Origin of the sequence: Pauljensenia sp. 20925_1_27, assembly GCF_041432835.1 — a bacterium.
Lineage (GTDB): Bacteria > Actinomycetota > Actinomycetes > Actinomycetales > Actinomycetaceae > Pauljensenia.
This window is the reverse complement of the sequence record NZ_JAPWAH010000003.1, coordinates 56,440-74,763: the sequence shown is the minus strand read 5'-3', so window position 1 is coordinate 74,763 and position 18,324 is coordinate 56,440. Positions and strand designations below refer to the sequence as shown.

General features: G+C 63.3%; 16 protein-coding genes and 1 tRNA gene. 1 reads left to right on the top strand and 16 read right to left on the bottom strand.

What is annotated here, in order from left to right:
• Positions 1 to 4: 4 nt before the first annotated feature.
• The gene (locus O3684_RS03095; RefSeq protein ID WP_007588074.1) at positions 5 to 595 is read right to left on the bottom strand and encodes an ANTAR domain-containing response regulator; all 591 of its coding nucleotides are present in this window, start codon (positions 593 to 595) and stop codon (positions 5 to 7) included.
• A gap of 63 nt (positions 596 to 658) precedes the next feature.
• Here O3684_RS03095 and O3684_RS03090 point away from each other — a divergent pair.
• Positions 659 to 732: transfer RNA gene (locus O3684_RS03090), tRNA-Leu, on the top strand.
• A 132-nt stretch (positions 733 to 864) separates the two neighbouring features.
• Here O3684_RS03090 and O3684_RS03085 read toward each other — a convergent pair.
• The 15 genes from O3684_RS03085 to O3684_RS03015 form a co-directional block, all read right to left on the bottom strand.
• Positions 865 to 1,080 carry a hypothetical protein gene (locus O3684_RS03085; RefSeq protein WP_016461722.1) on the bottom strand — a complete coding sequence of 72 codons (216 nt, stop codon included), beginning with the start codon at positions 1,078 to 1,080 and terminating at the stop codon, positions 865 to 867.
• A gap of 241 nt (positions 1,081 to 1,321) precedes the next feature.
• Positions 1,322 to 2,767 carry a pyruvate kinase gene (gene pyk / locus O3684_RS03080; protein WP_500065039.1) on the bottom strand — a complete coding sequence of 482 codons (1,446 nt, stop codon included), beginning with the start codon at positions 2,765 to 2,767 and terminating at the stop codon, positions 1,322 to 1,324.
• A gap of 124 nt (positions 2,768 to 2,891) precedes the next feature.
• Positions 2,892 to 3,851: a prolipoprotein diacylglyceryl transferase gene (gene lgt / locus O3684_RS03075; RefSeq protein ID WP_500065038.1), complete on the bottom strand. Its 960-nt coding sequence runs from the start codon at positions 3,849 to 3,851 to the stop codon at positions 2,892 to 2,894.
• Complete coding sequence (trpA, locus tag O3684_RS03070) at positions 3,848 to 4,657, bottom strand: tryptophan synthase subunit alpha (protein WP_500065036.1); 810 nt, start codon at positions 4,655 to 4,657, stop codon at positions 3,848 to 3,850. The genes lgt and trpA overlap by 4 nt, the downstream gene beginning before the upstream one ends.
• Position 4,658: 1 nt before the next feature.
• The gene (trpB, locus tag O3684_RS03065) at positions 4,659 to 5,954 is read right to left on the bottom strand and encodes a tryptophan synthase subunit beta (protein ID WP_500065034.1); all 1,296 of its coding nucleotides are present in this window, start codon (positions 5,952 to 5,954) and stop codon (positions 4,659 to 4,661) included.
• Entirely contained in the window at positions 5,954 to 6,802 is an 849-nt protein-coding gene (gene trpC / locus O3684_RS03060) for an indole-3-glycerol phosphate synthase TrpC (protein WP_500065033.1), read from the bottom strand. Before trpC ends, trpB begins: the two co-directional genes overlap by 1 nt.
• Before the next feature lie 88 nt (positions 6,803 to 6,890).
• On the bottom strand, positions 6,891 to 8,420 hold the full coding sequence (locus O3684_RS03055) for a chorismate-binding protein (RefSeq protein WP_500062387.1): 1,530 nt from the start codon (positions 8,418 to 8,420) through the stop codon (positions 6,891 to 6,893).
• Between the two features lie 97 nt (positions 8,421 to 8,517).
• A complete protein-coding gene (locus O3684_RS03050) occupies positions 8,518 to 9,210 on the bottom strand; it encodes an A24 family peptidase (protein WP_500065032.1) in 693 nt (230 codons plus the stop codon).
• On the bottom strand, positions 9,207 to 10,067 hold the full coding sequence (locus tag O3684_RS03045) for a shikimate dehydrogenase (protein WP_500065031.1): 861 nt from the start codon (positions 10,065 to 10,067) through the stop codon (positions 9,207 to 9,209). The genes O3684_RS03050 and O3684_RS03045 overlap by 4 nt, the downstream gene beginning before the upstream one ends.
• A complete protein-coding gene (mltG, locus tag O3684_RS03040) occupies positions 10,064 to 11,506 on the bottom strand; it encodes an endolytic transglycosylase MltG (RefSeq protein ID WP_500065030.1) in 1,443 nt (480 codons plus the stop codon). The genes O3684_RS03045 and mltG overlap by 4 nt, the downstream gene beginning before the upstream one ends.
• A complete protein-coding gene (gene ruvX / locus O3684_RS03035) occupies positions 11,503 to 11,991 on the bottom strand; it encodes a Holliday junction resolvase RuvX (protein ID WP_500065029.1) in 489 nt (162 codons plus the stop codon). The genes mltG and ruvX overlap by 4 nt, the downstream gene beginning before the upstream one ends.
• Positions 11,988 to 14,696 (bottom strand): alanine--tRNA ligase, encoded by a 2,709-nt coding sequence (gene alaS, locus O3684_RS03030; RefSeq protein WP_500065028.1) that lies wholly within the window; start codon positions 14,694 to 14,696, stop codon positions 11,988 to 11,990. Before alaS ends, ruvX begins: the two co-directional genes overlap by 4 nt.
• Positions 14,697 to 14,815: 119 nt before the next feature.
• Positions 14,816 to 15,439 (bottom strand): 30S ribosomal protein S4, encoded by a 624-nt coding sequence (gene rpsD / locus O3684_RS03025; protein ID WP_500062357.1) that lies wholly within the window; start codon positions 15,437 to 15,439, stop codon positions 14,816 to 14,818.
• Positions 15,440 to 15,558: 119 nt separating this feature from the next.
• On the bottom strand, positions 15,559 to 16,902 hold the full coding sequence (locus O3684_RS03020; RefSeq protein ID WP_500065026.1) for a replication-associated recombination protein A: 1,344 nt from the start codon (positions 16,900 to 16,902) through the stop codon (positions 15,559 to 15,561).
• A 10-nt stretch (positions 16,903 to 16,912) separates the two neighbouring features.
• Complete coding sequence (locus tag O3684_RS03015; protein ID WP_500065025.1) at positions 16,913 to 18,289, bottom strand: type IV secretion protein Rhs; 1,377 nt, start codon at positions 18,287 to 18,289, stop codon at positions 16,913 to 16,915.
• Positions 18,290 to 18,324 lie beyond the last annotated feature (35 nt).

The following is an 18,324-nucleotide window of genomic DNA, read 5'->3' as shown; positions in this document are numbered from 1 at the left end:
ATTCTCAGTCGTCGACCTGGTTGATGACCGCGTCAGCGACCTCACGCATCGACAGACGGCGATCCATCGACGTCTTCTGGATCCAGCGGAAGGCTTCAGGCTCGCTCATTCCCATGTTCTTCATGAGCAGTCCCTTGGCGCGGTCCACGCGCTTGCGGGTCTCGAAACGATCGGACAGATCGGCGATCTGGTCTTCAAGCGACTCGATCTCAGCGTGACGCGACAGTGCGATCTCGACTGCAGGGATCAGGTCGGCAGGGCTGAACGGCTTGACGACGTAGGCCATCGCACCGGCGTCGCGTGCGCGCTCAACGAGCTCCGTCTGCGAGAACGCGGTGAGCATCACAACGGCGCACGACAGCTCCTGCAGGATCTTCTCCGCAGCGGTGATGCCATCCATCTTCGGCATCTTGACATCCATCACGCATAGATCGGGTTCGAGCTCGAGTGCCAGCTCGACAGCTTCCTCACCGTCGGCAGCTTCGCCGACGACCTCGAACCCCGCCTGGGTGAGCGTCTCAACGATATCGAGACGGATCAACCCCTCGTCTTCTGCGACGAGGACGCGACGCGGTTCAGCCTGCTCTTCACTCATTGTCATATTCCTCAGTTTGATCGGTTTGCTCAGCTGCTCTATTGTGGGTCTCGCACACGCGAAGCCCCGATAGCCCAACTGGCAGAGGCGGTCGGCTCAAACCCGGCTTGTTGTGGGTTCGAATCCCACTCGGGGTACCGCCAGTGGAGTACGTGCTCCTAATGGTACCGGCATTTCAGCGCATATGCGACGTGCGCACCGCAATTGATACCTCAAAACTGCAGATGAAAAGGGGCCGACAAGCGTTGCTTGTCGGCCCCTTTTGCTGCTCAGGCCACGACGCTCAGCTCGAGACCGAGGTACTCGGCAGCCGCGCCCCTGCGGGCCGGCTCGTCAAGGTCGGCGATAGCCTGCTTGACCCTCGAATCGTGGAAGTCAGCGAACCAGGGCTCAACGGCGCGCGAGAGCTGGCCGACCTCCAGGTTGTTGGCCACACGGCCAAACAGAGTGTCGTGGACCGACACGGTCCGGATGTTCGTATTCATTTTTCTTCCTCCATCTTCTTCTCTTCGGGCGCCCCAGAAAACATGCTTTGATCGCACAGGCATTTCTGAGCACGCCTAGCAGCACTTTGCTGCATGTGCCGCGCCGTCATTGGTGCGGCGTCCACGTGTCTCAACGCGTATCCGAGTACTTTATTCCACGAATTCCGTTTTGTCCACGTGACGAAACAAAAACAGTGGGGGGCGCTGGCTCATCGCCAGCGCCCCCCACTACTGCCGCATCTCACGCGTGGCGAAGACCGCCAATCGCATAGTCAGCTTCATCTCCGACTTCGTGGATACGCAGCATGTTCGAGGAGCCAGCGATGCCCGGCGGCATACCGGCGACGATGACAAGCTGATCACCGATGTCCGCCAGGTGCGAGGACTGCACGACCTGATCGAGCTGCCAGACCATGTCGTCCGTGTGCTGCACCTCGGGAACACGGTACGTCTGGATACCCCACGACAGGGCCAGACGACGACGTGTCGATTCGAGCGGGGTGAACGCCAGCATCGGGATCGGACGGCGCATACGCGACAGCAGGCGAGCCGAGGTGCCGGACTGGCTGAAGGTCACGAGGTAACGGGCATCCAGATGCTCGGCGATACGAGCCGCAGCTTCGCAGATAACGCCCGCACGATCGGCGTAGAAACCGGGGATGGAGGCGATGCGCTCACCACCGTTTTCTTCCGTCGACTCGATGATCGCGGCCATCGTACGGACAGTCTCGATCGGGAAAGCGCCGACCGAGGTCTCACCGGACAGCATGACCGCATCGGCACCATCGAGAATGGCGTTCGCACAGTCGGACGCCTCGGCGCGCGTGGGGCGCGGGTTCTTGATCATGGAATCCATGACCTGCGTCGCGACGATAACCGGCTTGGCAGCAATACGGGCAAGCTCAATCGCGCGCTTCTGGACCAGCGGCACGGCTTCCAGGGGCATCTCAACGCCGAGGTCACCGCGGGCGACCATGATGCCGTCGAAGGCCTCGACGATCTCTTCCAGCGCCTCAACAGCCTGAGGCTTCTCGATCTTGGCGATGACCGGGATGCGCTTGCCCATCTCGTCCATGATCTCGTGGACATCCTTGATGTCCTGCGCAGAACGCACGAAGGACAGCGCGATGAAGTCGGCATCCTGCTCGATGCCCCAACGCAGGTCTTCCTTGTCCTTTTCGGACAGTGCGGGGACGGACACAGCAACGCCGGGAAGGTTCAGGCCCTTGTGGTCCGAGACCATACCGGGAACCTCGACGCGGGTCACGACATCAGTATCCGTCACCTCGATGACGCGGACCGCGACGTTGCCGTCGTCGATCAGCAGGCGGTCACCGGGAGCACAGTCGCCGGGCAGCCCCTTGAAGGTCGTCCCGACGAGTTCCTTGGTGCCGGGAACATCACGGGTGGTGATGGTGAAGGTGTCACCGATCTTGAGTTCCTGGGGGCCATCCTGGAAGGTTTCCAGGCGGATCTTGGGGCCTTGGAGGTCAACCAGGACAGCGACCGCGCGACCGGACGTCGCAGACGCCTTCCTCACGCGCTCGATGACGGCCTCGTGTTCCTCAGCCTTTCCATGCGACCGGTTGATACGCGCGACATCCATGCCGGCGTCCACCAGCGCCTGGAGCTGCTCAGGAGAATCAGTAGCAGGTCCAATAGTGCAGACAATCTTAGCTCGACGCATAAATAAGAGTTTACCGCCCAATCACTGTTGAAACGAGGAGGATCCGCGCCGGGGCGACGTGATCATTCCCATGAATCCACCTGTGGCGGGACCTTCGCGCATCGGAAAATGACCGAGTTCAGGATCAGAAGGCCTCGAGGGTGCTCTCGTCGGCGGATTCTTCCTCGGTCACACCGGCACCGACGATATCGTCAGCGTCGCTATCGTCGGGCACCACCTCATCCCCTGTCTCCTCGGTGTCCGCCGCGGCCTCGCTGTCGTCAGCGACGACGGTTGTCGGATGCCCCAGGCGCCCTGCGATGACGAATACGAGTACTCCGAGCGTGAACACGAGAAGGGATGTCCATACGTTCAGGCGCAGACCGAGAACCGTGTGCGCATCATCGATGCGCAGCATCTCGATCCAGCTGCGTCCCGCTGTGTACGCCATCAGGTACAGGCCGAACACCTGGCCTCCGGCGAAGCGGTGACGTCGATCGAGCCACACGATAATGGCGGCTGCGGCAAGGTTCCACAGGCACTCGTAGAGAAACGTCGGGTGGAACAAAGTGCCTGCCGGATACCCGGCGGGCATGTGGGCCACGTCGATCTGAAGTCCCCACGGCATTGTTGTCGGTCCGCCGAAGAGCTCTTGGTTAAACCAGTTTCCCCACCGACCGATGGCCTGGGCGACCAGGAGTGCGGGAGCCAGAGAATCCGCGATCGGAGCGAAACGCACACCAGCCCGCTTGACAGCGATAAAGGCTCCAAGCGCTCCGAAGGCAACGCCACCCCAGATACCGAGACCACCGCGCCAAATCTGGAAGGCGAGCATCGGATCACCACCCGGACCGAAGTAGGCATCCGGGGAAGTAACGACGTGATAAATCCGCGCACCCACAACTCCGAGCGGAATCGCCCAAAGAGCGACGTCATACAGTGTGTCCGGGTTTCCACCGCGGTCTCGGTAGCGACGAGCGGTCCACCAGACGCCGACGATCATACCAACGGCAATAATGATGCCGTAGGCGCGCAGCGGGATCGGACCGAGGTACCAGACGCCCTGCGAAGGCGATGGGATGCCGACAGCGACGAGGGTGTTCACGCGCGGGCCCCGCTGACGCCGGCCTTCAGTTCGGTGGCGAGCTCGCCCAGGGTCTTCAGCCCGCGGTCGATATCGTCATCGAAGAGCGTCTTCACCAGCGCGGAACCGACGATGACTCCGTCCGCATATGCGCCGATCTCGCGGGCCTGCGCGCCATTGGATACGCCGAGGCCCACGCACACGCGCTCGGCTCCGGCCGCGCGGGTACGCGCCACAACATCGGTGACATGCGCGCCAACAGCCGCACGCGCACCCGTGACGCCCATCGACGAGGCCGCGTACACCCAGCCGCGCGAGTGCTCGGCGATGAGTTTGAGGCGGCGCTCGGGGGAGGAGGGGGCGCTCAGGTAGATGCGTTCCAGGTCGTACTTATCCGACGCGGCTTCCCACTGTGCGCCCTCCTCGGGCGGCAGGTCGGGGGTAATGAGGCCGGAACCGCCCACGGCAGCAAAATCCTTGGCGAAGCGCTCAACGCCCCACCACTCAACGGGATTCCAGTAGGTCATCGAGCATGTCGAAATGCCGTACGAGGTCAGCTCGTCCACCGCGTGGAAGAGGTCTTCGAGGTGGGTGCCACGCTCGAGAGCAGCGACGGTCGCTCGCTGGATCGTCGGTCCGTCCATCCCGGGATCCGAGTAGGGGAAACCGAGTTCGATGACATCAACGCCGCAGTCCGCGAGGACCTTGCCCGCACGAATCGAGTCCTCGACCGACGGGAAGCCGACGGGCAGGTACGCGATGAGAGCTGCGTCGCCGCGCTGGAGGGCGGCATCGATGGCGATTGCTGAATGGGGTGCGCGCGTCATGTCACTTCTCCTCGTTCTGGTCCAGGACGGTAACGCCCGACGGTCCGGCGCTGGGGTCGATGACCTGCAGCTTCGCGCGCCCATATCCAAACCACCGCGATGCGGTATCCACGTCTTTGTCGCCACGCCCAGACACGGTCACGATGACAATAGGCTCCTCCCCCGGTTCGAAAGGCCCCTCTGTTTCGGCCTTGGCCAACGCCCACTTGCGAACGCCAGCAAGCGCATGAGAGGACTCAATGGCGGGGATAATGCCCTCGGTACGGGACAGATGCAGGAACGCATCCATGGCCTCGGCGTCAGAAATCGGCATGTAGGAGGCGCGGCCCGTACGCGCCAACCACGCGTGCTCCGGACCGACTCCCGGATAGTCGAGGCCGGCGGAAATCGAGTGAGAAGCCTTCGTCTGGCCGTCACGTTCCTGCAGGACGAACGTACGCGCCCCGTGGAGCACGCCCACCTCGTCGGCGGTGATGGAGGCAGCGTGACGCCCCGTCTCGAAACCATCGCCGGCAGCCTCGCATCCGAGGAGCTCGACGCTCGGGTCATCGATAAAAGCGGTGAATGAACCAATGGCGTTGGAGCCGCCCCCCACGCATGCGACCACGACGTCGGGCAGGCGGCCCTCGGCGGCAAGCAGCTGAGCACGCGCTTCGTCGCCGATGACGCGCTGCAGATCACGCACGAGTTCGGGGAACGGGTGCGGACCCGCGGCGGTACCGAAAATGTAGTTGGTCGTCTCAACGTTGGTCACCCAGTCGCGGAAGGCCTCGTTAATTGCGTCCTTCAGCGTCGCGGAGCCCGCCGTCACAGCGATGACCTCGGCCCCGAGCATCTGCATGCGCGCGACGTTGAGAGCCTGGCGCTCCGTGTCCTCACGCCCCATGTAGATCGTGCAATCCAAACCGAGGAGGGCAGCCGCTGTCGCCGTGGCCACGCCGTGCTGGCCCGCACCGGTCTCCGCGATGACCCGGGTCTTTCCGAGCTCCTTCGTCAGCAGTGCCTGGCCGAGAACGTTGTTAATCTTGTGCGACCCCGTGTGGTTGAGATCCTCGCGCTTGAGGAATACGCGCACGCCACCCAAATCGGCTGCGAAACGGGGTGCCTCCGTCAGCAGGGAGGGCCGCCCCGCGTAATTCACGAACAGGTCACGCAGGCGGCGCTGGAAAGACCGATCACGCCACAGACGCTTCCACGCAGCCTCAACCTCTTCGAGGGGACCCATGAGGGACTCGGCGACGAAACGCCCACCGAAATCACCAAAGTACGGTCCTTGCACAAAATTCTCGGCAACCATCACTGTCCTTCCTGACGCGCCGCAGCGACGCGAGCCTTACGATCCGTGCGCAGCGCGGGGTGCTGTCCAGCGCTCACCATGTCCTGAATGCTCGCCATCGGGTCGCCCGACGTCACGAGTGCCTCACCGACGAGAACCGCGTCTGCGCCCCACTTGGCGTATTCAAAGACGTCGTGCGCGTTTGCAACGCCGGACTCGGCGACGGCAACGACATCCTGAGGAATGACGTCGATGACCTGCTCGACGGTCGAGCGGTCAACCTCCAGCGTTTTCAAGTTACGAGCATTGACGCCGATGATAGACGCCCCCGCCTCCATCGCACGCAGGGCCTCGAGACGCGAGTGTGTCTCGACGAGGGCCTCCATACCCAACGAGCGGGTGCGCTCCAGCAGGGACACAAGGACGTTCTGCTCCAACGCCGCGACTATCAGGAGCACGAGATCAGCACCGTGAGCACGCGCCTCGTGGATCTGGTACGGCGTGACGATGAAGTCCTTGCGCAAGATTGGAATGTCGACGGCTGCGCGTACCGCATCGAGATCGGCGAGCGAACCGTTGAAGCGCCGCTGCTCGGTGAGCACCGAGATAACCGATGCTCCCCCGGCCTCGTACGTGGAAGCGAGTGCAGCTGGATCCGGAATCGACGCGAGTGCCCCCTTGGACGGCGAAGAGCGCTTCACCTCGGAGATGATCTTGACGGCACCGTCACGGTTACGAAGGGCACCAAGCGCATCCTTCGCCTCGGGAACCTGGGTCTCCATCTCCTTGATCCGAGCCAGAGGGACGCGATCTTCACGCTCTTTCAGGTCCTGGAGGACCCCGGCGATAATGTCATCGAGAACGCTCACGATGCTCCCCTTTCAGGCAGAAACAATCAATCTTCACCTAGGCTAGCGAAAAATAGCGGACGGTGGGTGAGGCATCCCGTGGGACGAGTCAGGACAGGGGCACCAGGGTCGATGCGCGCACGACGGACTCCACTGCGGCAGCAGCCTTGTTACGGGATTCCTCATACTCCAGCGCCGGCACCGAATCGGCAACAAGGCCCGCACCCGCCTGCACCGAGGCAACGCCATCCTTCAACGATGCCGTACGAATCGCGATCGCCAAATCAGCATCGCCCGACAGATCGAAGTAACCGACGACGCCACCGTATACGCCTCGCGCGGCGGGTTCGAAGTCGTCGATGAGCTCAATGGCACGAGGCTTGGGCGCACCGGAGAGCGTCCCCGCAGGGAAGGTCGCGACCAGAGCATCGAGAGCATCAGCATCCGGACGCAGCACACCCGTCACCGTGGACGAAATGTGCTGAATATGCGAAAAACGCTTCAGCTCCATGAGCGTGGAGACCTCGACCGACGCAGGATCGCACACCTTCGACAGGTCATTGCGAGCCAGGTCGACGAGCATCACGTGTTCCGACAGCTCCTTGGGATCCTCAAGCAGCTCGGCCGCCAGGCGGTGGTCCTGCGCAGAATCCGCCCCACGCGGACGCGAACCGGCGATCGGATACGTCCAGACGCGGCGTCGTTCACTCTTGACGAGGGTCTCCGGAGACGAACCGACAACCTCAAAATGACCGCCCTTCTCGTCGGGCAGGTCCAGGAAGTACATGTAGGGCGAAGGGTTGACCGTACGCAGCACGCGATAGACATCGATGCCGCTGGCTGACGTCGATACATCAAGGCGTTGCGACACGACGATCTGGAACGCATCACCATCTTCAATGGCGCGCTTCGCTGCGTTGACAGAGGACTCGAAATCGGCGCGCGCTGTACGCTCACGTACCTGAGGCGGCGTCGCATCGCTCGTCCCCAGCACCGCGGGCGCAATCGGGGTCGCCAGTTGTGTCGTCATCGCATCGAGGCGCTCAATAGCACGGTCGTACGCCCCATCAACGCCGTCCGCCGAACCGTTGAGGTTCCAGGCGATCGCCATCAGGTACACCGACCCTGTCGCATGATCGAGGGCAGCAACCTCCGTCGCCAACACGAGCGTCGCGTCCGGAATATCCGACTCCTTCGGTGCTGTCGCGGCGAGCGTAGGCTCCCACTCGGGTATGATGCCCCAACCGAGAGAACCAACGAGAGCACCCGTCAGCGGAGGCAATCCGTCAATCGCCGGCGCAGCGAGTTCTTCGAGTGCAGAGTGAACGACCTCAAGGAACGTTCCCTCCTCACGAGCACCTTCCGGGTGGGAACCGATCCACTGTGCGTGACCGTCGCGTGCGACGATGGCGCCAGCACTTGAGGCTCCGACAAAAGACCAGCGCCCCCACGAACCACCGTGTTCGGCAGACTCGAGAATGAAGCTTCCGTAATTGCCATGGGCGAGCTGTCGATAGACGCCAACCGCGCTCAGCTCATCTGCGAGGACACGCCGCACAACGGGGATCACGCGCCTGGAGGCCGCGAGATCGACAAAGACGTCGCGTGGGGGCCAGGTCTGGCCCCACTCAAGGCTCACAGGCTCAAACTGGTACGAAGGCGTCGAAATACTCACCACCCTATTGTCCCATCCGGACGCGTACGCGTCCCGGCGGGGTCCACAATGAGACCGACTGCTACAGCCAGTCCGGAACGACGCCCCACGCGATTGCGGCCGTCAGCGCGGATCCAATCATCCAAGGACCCATCGGCACGCGCGACTTCGTCCCTGCTGAGCCGATCACAATTTTCCAGAGCGCAGCAAAGCCAGCCAGCACGAAAGATAAGGCCAGTGAGGAGACCGCTGCCTGAATACCGACGGTCCCAACCATCGCTCCCAAAACGGGTGCGAGCTTCACGTCTCCCCCACCCATACCGCCGGGCAAACGGTTCAGCAGTGCGATAGGGATAGTCCAAATGAGAGCTCCGGCAACACATCCGATGAGGCGCTGCTGCCACAGGGGCGAAATGATGACGCCAACAATGACACCCACGCTCACGCCGATACCCATCGCCGCGGTATATGCGTTCGGCAGGCGGTGGGTCTGCGCGTCAACGTAGGCACTCAGTGCCCCGATCATCGCAACCGTCATGACAGCCGGCATGCCGGGGCGCATCTGCGCCGCCACAAAAAGGATCGCCCCGACGATCGCGGAACTCCACACAATCGCGTTACGCGTGAGCGGGGTACGAGTCGCTTCAATGAAATAACGCCGCTGAATCTTCCAGCCAGAGCGCCACAGCCACACCAGCACGATAATCCACGTAAGGAATCCGGACACGAGAGACAGATCCGCACTAATACGCTGGGGAAGCCAACCGACGATCACGACGCCGCACCTTCCCGTGAGCGCCGCTCCAGCTCCTCCTCAAGCGCAGTACGCATCACATCAATATCGGGACTGCGCCCGGTCATCAACTGGACCTGCGCACCCGCCTGATAGACGAGCATATCGGTACCTTCCGCGACAATGCCGCCGCCTGCCTCAAAGACGCTACGCAATGCCGTATTGCGCGGGGAATAGACGACATCCAAAAGGACTTGCCCGTCACGTACATCGAGGCACTGCGCGAGCGGATCCGCGACGCCCGCGGGCACTGTTGACACGATGAGGTCAACCGCGCGCGCTGCCTGCAACACGGCCTCGACGTTTGACCATAGAACCTGTTCGATGGTGACGCCCAGACGCGATGCTGCAGCAACAGCTGACCCGGGCCCGCCGAAGCGGCGTGCAGCGACGGTCGACGTCGTTATCCCCAGCTCGCCAAGCGCGGCGAGTGCCGAGGAAGCCGTGGCGCGGGCGCCAAGGATCAGAGCACTCGCAGGCAAGGGGCGTTGCGCGAGCGAACACGCGCGGCGAACAGCCGAGGCGATACCCGCCACGTCGGTGTTAAAGCCGGCGAGAACGCCCGAGGACGGAACAACCGTATTAACCGCGCCGACGGCACTCGCGAGAGGATCGATCGCATCCAGCAGCGGCATCACCGCCTGTTTGCAGGGCATCGTCACCGATAGGCCCGCACAGTTGTCGCCGAGTCCACCGATGAAACCGGGAAGTGATGCGCCGTCCTGCTCGAGGCGACGATACTCCCACCCATCGATGCCGAGCTGCGCCCATGCTGCTCGGTGAATGACCGGCGACAGGGAATGCTCGATCGGAGAACCGATAACGGCGGCCCAGGTCATGAGGCCGTACAGACCTTCGGATTCGCAGCGCAGTACGCCTTAAACTGCTCGCGGTTCTTCTCCTGCTCTTCCAGAGTGGAAGCGAACAGGGTCTCACCCGTGTCCAGGTTCACCGTCACGAAGTACAGCCATGTTCCGTCGGCCGGGTGGAGCACAGCCTTGATGGCCTTTTCGCTCGGCTGCCCAATCGGGGTGGGCGGCAGTCCCGGGTGGAGGCGCGTGTTGTATGGGTTGTCGTTATCGAGGTCCGCCTGATCTGGCACACCGCTGGTCTTCCCCACGCCGTACAGCACCGTCGAGTCCATGCCGAGCATGCCCTTCGTCTCTCCGTTCGTATCGGCCAGACGATTATCGATGACGCGCGCGACCATCGGCATGTACTTATCGATGTTCATCTCGCCATCCACGATGGACGCCTTAATGAGGACGGTCTCGCGATCTGCCGGGGCGACGCCCAGACGGTCGAGCTCATCGATCGTGCCCTTGACCATACGCGCGATGAGGGTCGTCGGCGTGTCTGTTTCACCGACCTCATAGGAGCCCGGAAGGAGCCACCCTTCGGCGTTACCGCCTGCCTCGGAAGGCAGGCCGATCGCCTCGGTATCGGCGAATGCCGCATCGACGTCGGCCTCGGAAACACCCATGATATCGACGATGCGCTGCTTGACTTCCGACAGCTTCTGCCCTGCGCCAATAGTCACCGTCGAGTCCACACGGTTTGTCTCGTCCAGCAGGGCGGCAAGCGCTCCGGACGCGCTCATCTGCAGCTTCAAGCGGTACGTGCCCGGGCGGATCGACATGGATGCCGATGTCTTCTCGAACTGGCGCACGAAGGCACCCACGGACTTCACGACGCCCGCTTCCACGAGGGTCTGACCGATCGCGCGGCCGGTGGCCTCCTCATCGATGGTCACTTCAATCGAACCGGTGCCGGGGCCCGGATAGTCATCCGACGACGTTGTTGATGCGTTGAAGAGCTGGTCGTAGGCAACGTAGCTCGCACCGGCGAGCAACCCGAGCACGAGAACGATGATGAAGAACGAACGAATGCGACGACGACGCTTGCGTTTACGGGCCGCACGGCGTTCGCTGGCAAGCCTGCGCGAGCGCATACCAGTCGTTTCTGACGCGGTTTCGGCGATCGTCGCCACGCCACTTGCGCGGGCGGGCGTAGCGGATACACGCGGTGATGAGCCAGTGTCCGTCACCTCATCAAAGGACGGGTGCGCAGCCGCGCGTTGACGAGGGCGCGCTCCGCGCACGGATGCTGCGTCGGCCGAGGCAGAGGCTACCGCAGGTGTGCCGTGAACGGGGGTACGATCTGAATCCTGCGCCGCCGTGGCGTCGGAGCTCTCCTGTGGGGCATCGGAGTAGACCTTGGGTTCACCGGAGTGAATCTCACGGCGAGAACGGAAGGGGTAAGGGGGAGGCGTGCTCACGTGTGTACTCCTTCGTTGGGTTCGAGGATGATCTCCTCACCGGGAGCTCGACCGCCCATGCGTTCAAGCTCGAGAGCCTGTTCCAAGATGATCTGCGCAGCCACCTGGTCGATGACGCTGCGATGGTCAATTTCCGGGATACCTGAGGCGCGCAGTCGAGCGTGCGCCTGGTTGGATGTCATGCGCTCATCGACCATCGCGACCCGAACATCGGGAACAAGCTTCTTGATGCGACGCGCATACTTGCGCGCCCCCTTTGCAGAAATGCCCTCTCCCCCGCGCAGATGGCGAGGCAATCCAACGATTACTTCGATCGCTTCATGACGACGAACGATGTCAGCCAGACGATCAAGATCAGACAGATCGGGCGCCCTGTGAAGGGTTTCGACAGGCATCGTGAGAATGCCGTCGGGGTCGCACCGGCTGACGCCGACACGCACGGTGCCGACGTCCACGCCGATACGAATACCCCGACGAATACTCACAGGGCCTCGATTTCCTTGCGGATCGCATCGATCGCATCCGCGATGCCCTCGGGCTTCGTACCGCCGCCCTGAGCGATGTCAGCCTTGCCGCCACCGCGACCATCGACGTGCGCGAGTCCCGCGCGCAACAACGCGCCCGCGTCGAGCGTCAGCTCGCGCGCACGCTCATTCGTGGCAACCACCAAAGCGGCCTTGCCGCCCTCGGTGCCGGCCAGGGCGACAACCGCGCCGCGCTCGTGCCCCAGACGCGCCACGACGTCCTGGACCAGACCGCGCAGCTCCTTCGTCGGGACACCGTCGACCGCGGCTGCCACGAGGTCGACCGCGCCGATGCGCTCAGCGGATGCCGCGAGGTCGCCACCCCGACGCTTCGCCTGTTCGGCCTGGACCTTCTCCAGCTTCTTCTCGGATTCGCGCAGCTTGGCGAGCAGCGACTCGATGCGCGCGGGCAGCTCGTCCACGCGCCCGCCCACGAGCTGGGACAGCTGGGAGACGAGAGCGTGTTCCTTCGCCTGGAACTCATACGCGCCGGTACCGACCAGGGCCTCGATGCGGCGCACGCCGGAGGCCACCGAGCCCTCGCCGAGCACCGTCACGCGGCCGATGTGGCCCGTCGTGGGTACGTGGGTGCCACCGCAGAGCTCACGGTCGAAGCCGTCGCCGATCGTCACGACGCGCACCTCGGAGCCATACTTCTCGCCGAAGAGAGCGATCGCGCCCATTTCCTTCGCCTTGTCGATGCTCATGACCTCGGTGGTCACGGGCAGGTCCTCGGCCAGCTTCTCGTTCACCAGCTCCTCGATGTCGCCCAGCTGGGAAGCGGCGAGCGCGCTGTTGTGGCGGAAGTCGAAGCGCAGACGCGAGGGCGAGTTCTCCGACCCCGCCTGGTCCGCATGCTCGGACACGACGTTGCGCAGTCCCGCGTAGACCATGTGGGTCGCCGTGTGCGCACGAGCGATCGCCAGGCGACGCTCGGAGTCAATCTCGGCGATCACCGAATCGCCCAGAGCAATGCCACCCTGACGCAGGTGACCACGGTGGACGGTCAGCCCGCGGATCGGAGCCTGGACGTCGGTCACGTCGATCACCGTGTCGCCGCCGGGCAGGCGAATCGTTCCATGATCGGCCAGCTGGCCGCCCATCTCCGCATAGAAGGGCGTCTGATCGAGGACAATGTCGATAGCGGCAGGAGCCTCGGCCGCCGGCACCGGCTGTCCGTCCACGAGGATCGCCTGAACACGGGCAGGCGCGGAGTCCTGGGTGTAGCCGAGGAAGGTCGAACCCCCGCCCATCTCCTTTTCGATCTCGTGGAAGACGCGCACGTCGGTATGGCCAGTCTTCTTCGAGCGCGCGTCGGCGCGGGCGCGTTCCTTCTGCTCGGCCATGAGGGTGCGGAAGCCCTCCTCATCGACGGACACGCCCTGCTCGGCGGCCATCTCGAGGGTCAGGTCGATCGGGAACCCGTAGGTATCGTGCAGCAAGAATGCCGACTTGCCCGAGATGACGGGCGCGCCCGTCGATTCCTTCGCGCTGGCCACGGCCACGTCCAGGATCGTCGTGCCGGCGCTGAGCGTGCGACGGAAAGCATCCTCCTCCGCGTAGGCAACCTCGGAGATCGTCTTCCAGTTCGTCTCCAGCTCGGGGTAGGAGGCCTTCATCGCATCCTTCGAGGCCGTCAGCAGCGTCGGCATCGCCGGCTCGTCGACCCCCAGCAGACGCATCGATCGCACCGCGCGGCGGATCAGGCGACGCAGCACGTAGCCGCGGCCGTCGTTGCCCGGACGCACGCCGTCGCCGATGAGCATGAGGGAGGAGCGAACGTGGTCGGCAACCACGCGCATGCGCACGTCATCGTCGTAGGCCGCGCCGGCCTCGGGGCCCGCGGCACCCAGGCCGTAGCGCTTGCCGCTCATCTGCATCGCGGCATCGATGACGGGGAAGACCTCGTCAATTTCATACATGTTGGGCTTGTCTTGCATCACGAAGGCCAAACGTTCGAGGCCTGCGCCCGTATCAATCGCCTTCTTGTCGAGTTCGCCGAGCAACGGGTAGTCCTTGCCGGTGCCCTCGCCGCGCATGAACTGATCGAACACCAGGTTCCACAGCTCGAGGTAGCGGTCACCGCCGGGGTCCACGGTGCCGCCCACGGCCTCGGGACCGTAGGCGGAGCCGCGGTCGTAGTGCCACTCGGCGCAGGGGCCAGCAGGGCCGGGCTGACCCGTATCCCAGAAGTTTTCAACGCGCGGCAGGCGCACGATGTGCTTGGGATCCATGCCGATCTGCTTCGTCAGGACGCTCAGGGCCTCATCGTCCTCGTCCCAGATCGTCACCCAGAAACGATCGCCGTCGAGGCCGTACTTGCCTTCCTCGCGCGAGCCGGTCAGCAGGTCCCACGCGAAATTAATGGCACCTTCCTTGAAGTAATCGCCGAAGGAGAAGTTGCCGTTCATCTGGAAGAACGTTCCGTGACGGGTCGTCTTACCGACGTTATCAATGTCGTTCGTGCGAATGCACTTCTGCACCGACGCGGCACGAGGCCACGGCGCGGGCTCGACGCCCATGATGTAAGGGATGAACGGAACCATGCCCGCGATCGTGAACAGAATCGAGGGCTCCGGGGAGACAAGAGAAACGGAAGGACGAATCTCATGCCCCTGCTTCTTGAAGTATTCGAGCCAGCGGGTGCGGATTTCAGACGTACGCATAGTCCCCCATGTTAGACGCTCTGCGCCGCTCACGGCACTTCGGCACGCGCAAGCGGACAGTGGGATAAAAGAAAAACCGCGCCCCCGAGCATCGCTCGGGGGCGCGGAAAAGGCCAGTATCAGCGCGAGTAGTGCTCGACGACCATCTGAACATCGACGGTCACCGGAACCTCAGCACGCTTCGGGCGACGCACCAGGGTCGCCTTCAGGCGGGCGAGATCAACGTCCAGGTACTCGGGGACGGCGGGCAGAACGTCGCGGTGAATACCCTCGGCAGCAATCTCGAAAGGAACCGTGGTCTGCGACTTGGGCTTGACCTGCAGGGTCTGGCCGGGCTTCACGCGGAACGAGGGACGGTCGACGATCTTGCCATCAACGAGGATGTGACGGTGAACGACGAACTGGCGAGCCTGCTGGATGGTGCGGGCGAAGCCAGCGCGCAGGACGAGGGCGTCCAGACGCATTTCGAGCAGCTCAACCAGGTTCTCACCGGTCAGGCCGACGGTACGACGAGCCTCTTCGAAGGTGCGGCGCAGCTGCGACTCACGAATGCCGTACTGGGCGCGCAGACGCTGCTTTTCCTTCAGACGAACGGCGTAGTCGGAGTCCTGGCGGCGGCGCGTACGACCGTGCTCACCGGGGCCGTAGGGACGCTTCTCGAAGTAGCGAACGGCCTTGGGGGTCAGAGCCAGACCGAGGGCGCGAGACTCACGCACCTGCTTGCGGGAACGATTCGTTGCCATGTTTCTTCTTCCTGTTTCTCATGTCATGCCGGAGGTACCGGCATGGGGCCAACTCCAGGATCAATGAGATCCGTCGGCTAAGGCCCCAGGTGTCCGCTGGTGCGGACAACTGTTACATCCTAGCGTCTTTTCAGCAAATTGCGAATCACGCCAAGCCGCTTCGTGAGCATCGCCTCATGCCCGTTTTCCGTTGGCTCGTAGTAACACGTGCCTTCCAGGTCGTTAGGTAGGTACTGCTGCGCCGCAACATGGTGCGGATAATCATGCGCATAGAGGTACCCTTCACCGTGGCCCAGCGACTTCGCACCGGAATAGTGCGCGTCGCGCAAGTGCTCGGGAACCGCTCCCCCACGCCCCGCACGCACATCGGCGATCGCACGATCAATCGCCAGGTACGTCGCGTTCGACTTCGGGGCCGTTGCCACGGCGACCACCGCCTCCGCGAGGAGCAGACGGGCCTCGGGCATACCAATCAGCGCAACACCCTGCGCGACGCTCACGCAGGTCGTCAACACCTCAGGGGCAGCCATGCCGACTTCTTCTGAGGCGGCGATCATGATACGCCGCGCAATGAAGCGCGGGTCCTCCCCGGCCTCGATCATACGGGCGAGGTAGTGGAGCGCCGCATCCACGTCAGACCCACGCATCGACTTGATGAACGCGCTTGCCACATCGTAGTGCTGATCCTTGCTCCATCGAACGAGGGCCTGGTTGGCCGCCGCTTCAACGCTCGCGACCGTAATCTCGCCGGATCCATCGTCGCTAGCCACACCCGCGGCTGCCTCCAGGAGAGTCAAAGACTTACGCGCATCCGAGCCCGCGAGCCGCACCAAGCCAGCCACGGCCTCGTCAGTAATGGAGAAACGGCCCGACAACCCACGTTCATCCGAGAGCGCACGACGAATCAGCCCCTCAATCGCATCCGCATCAAGCGGACGCAGGGTCAGCAGCAACGAGCGCGACAGGAGAGGGGAAATCACCGAGAACGAGGGATTCTCAGTCGTTGCCGCCACAAGCACAACCCAGCGATTCTCAACCGCGGGCAGAAGCGAGTCCTGCTGCGACTTCGAAAAACGATGCACCTCATCGACGAAGAGAATCGTCTCTTGTCCCCCGCCGGCAAGAGTCCGTCGAGCATCATCGACTACGCGACGAACATCGCTCACACCAGAGGAAACTGCGGACAGCTCCACAAACCGGCGCCCGGACGCACGAGCAATCAAGTAGGCAAGCGTCGTCTTTCCCGTACCCGGAGGTCCCCACAGGACCACGGAGGAAACAGAGACCCCATCGCTCGCACTCGGAGAGAGCAAGCGCCGCAACGGAGCCCCCTCACCCAACAGGTGCGACTGACCAACCACCTCTGCGAGCGTCGTCGGGCGCATACGAACGGCGAGGGGCGCGCCCGCATTGAAAGCAGGCACGCCCGACTCGTCGACAGACTCAGAATCAAACAGATCCATGAGCCCTAGCTTAGGACAATGTGACTCCATTCGAAGAAGAGCCAATCTTGGGACCTGAGAGAACCTGGACAACGACGAGGCCACCGAGGATCAGCATGCAGGCACCGGCACCCAACAGGTAGCCATTCAGACCTTCAGACTCGTCGCCAGCCAGCGAGGAAGACAACATCTCAGCATGCAGCTTCACGCCGCCCGAGGCGTCAACGGAAGACCCAGCACCGGCTGCGGCAACCGTCGAAGCGACCTTGAACTCAGCCCAACCGACCAGTTCATGCTGTCGGTTCGCCACAACGACCTTGTAGTCGCCCATCGGCAGGCCCGTGACGTCCATAGTCACCTGATTGGAGTCTTCGACCTGAAGCCAGCGGGCCTCACCGGTCTGCATGATGTTCGCGCTCACCCAGTCGCCGGCAACGGCCTTATCCGAAGGGACATTGATCGTCAGCTGCCCGCCCGTGAAAGCAGCACTCACGCCACCCTTGTTCGCGTCAGTCAGCTGCGACACGTCCGAGATAGGCGACACCGGAGTGTCGGAAGGCTGCGCGGAGCCAGCAGAAGCACTCGCAGAAGGCGTCGGGGTCGGCGTTTCAGAAGGTGTCGGAGTCGGACGCACGGCAGGCAGCTGCGGATCATCAGGCTGAGCTGCGGGATGCTCGGTCGTCGGAGCAGGCGCGGGGTCAGCGCTGGGTTCGCTCGACGGTTCGGGTGCGGGATCGGACGTCGGTTCGGACGCGGGATCGGACGTCGGTTCGGACGCGGGATCGGACGTCGGTTCGGGCGCGGGTTCCGTCGTCGGCTCGGCCGTGGGCTGAGGCGCGGGATCAGCAGTCGGATCCGTCGTCGGTTCAGTCGTACGCGCGTCGTCATCGCCAACAGGCTGATACACGCTCACCGTGTAGCTCACGGGGTCGCCCTCAACGAGGTCTCGGCCTTCCTTGAACATGAGCACCGTGACGGTGTGCTTTGTTCCAGGTGCCCACGTGATGCCCTCGACGTTGTTCTGTCCGTTGGGCACAGGAACCCTCAGGGTGTAGCTGTGCGGACTGGTGGCAACCCACACATCATCCGCAGTAACGGGCACCGTTTCACCGTTACGCTCGTACGTCGGCTGCGCGATGGGCGTCACGCGACCCGAGTCGAGCATCACGCCCCAATAACCCGTATCACCGTACTGCTTCTCGAAAGAAGAGCCCTGTTCAATTCGAACAGTGAACGCTGTCGTCGGGACAGGGATTGCCCCGTCGTTATCGTCTGCGCGAGCAGCAAACCCTGGGATCGCAAGCGCGATGGCAGCGAACAGGCACAGAGCCATCAGGAGGCTCATCAATCGACTGCGCCCCCCGAGGCCGCGCGCGGCAAGGGCAGAAGCGGCCCGTGCGTGCTGCATACCGTTCTCCTTAGTGACTTAATCCTCGGAAGCAT

Excerpts from the sequence above, each read along its gene's own strand:
- O3684_RS03095 (WP_007588074.1), bottom strand. The coding sequence starts at position 595 with ATGAGTGAAGAGCAGGCTGAACCGCGTCGCGTCCTCGTCGCAGAAGAC.
- pyk (WP_500065039.1), bottom strand. The coding sequence starts at position 2,767 with ATGCGTCGAGCTAAGATTGTCTGCACTATTGGACCTGCTACTGATTCT.
- trpA (WP_500065036.1), bottom strand. The coding sequence starts at position 4,657 with ATGACGCGCGCACCCCATTCAGCAATCGCCATCGATGCCGCCCTCCAG.
- O3684_RS03085 (WP_016461722.1), bottom strand. The coding sequence starts at position 1,080 with ATGAATACGAACATCCGGACCGTGTCGGTCCACGACACTCTGTTTGGC.
- trpB (WP_500065034.1), bottom strand. The coding sequence starts at position 5,954 with ATGGTTGCCGAGAATTTTGTGCAAGGACCGTACTTTGGTGATTTCGGT.
- alaS (WP_500065028.1), bottom strand. The coding sequence starts at position 14,696 with ATGCGTACGTCTGAAATCCGCACCCGCTGGCTCGAATACTTCAAGAAG.
- O3684_RS03020 (WP_500065026.1), bottom strand. The coding sequence starts at position 16,902 with ATGGATCTGTTTGATTCTGAGTCTGTCGACGAGTCGGGCGTGCCTGCT.
- O3684_RS03045 (WP_500065031.1), bottom strand. The coding sequence starts at position 10,067 with ATGACCTGGGCCGCCGTTATCGGTTCTCCGATCGAGCATTCCCTGTCG.
- O3684_RS03015 (WP_500065025.1), bottom strand. The coding sequence starts at position 18,289 with ATGCAGCACGCACGGGCCGCTTCTGCCCTTGCCGCGCGCGGCCTCGGG.
- rpsD (WP_500062357.1), bottom strand. The coding sequence starts at position 15,439 with ATGGCAACGAATCGTTCCCGCAAGCAGGTGCGTGAGTCTCGCGCCCTC.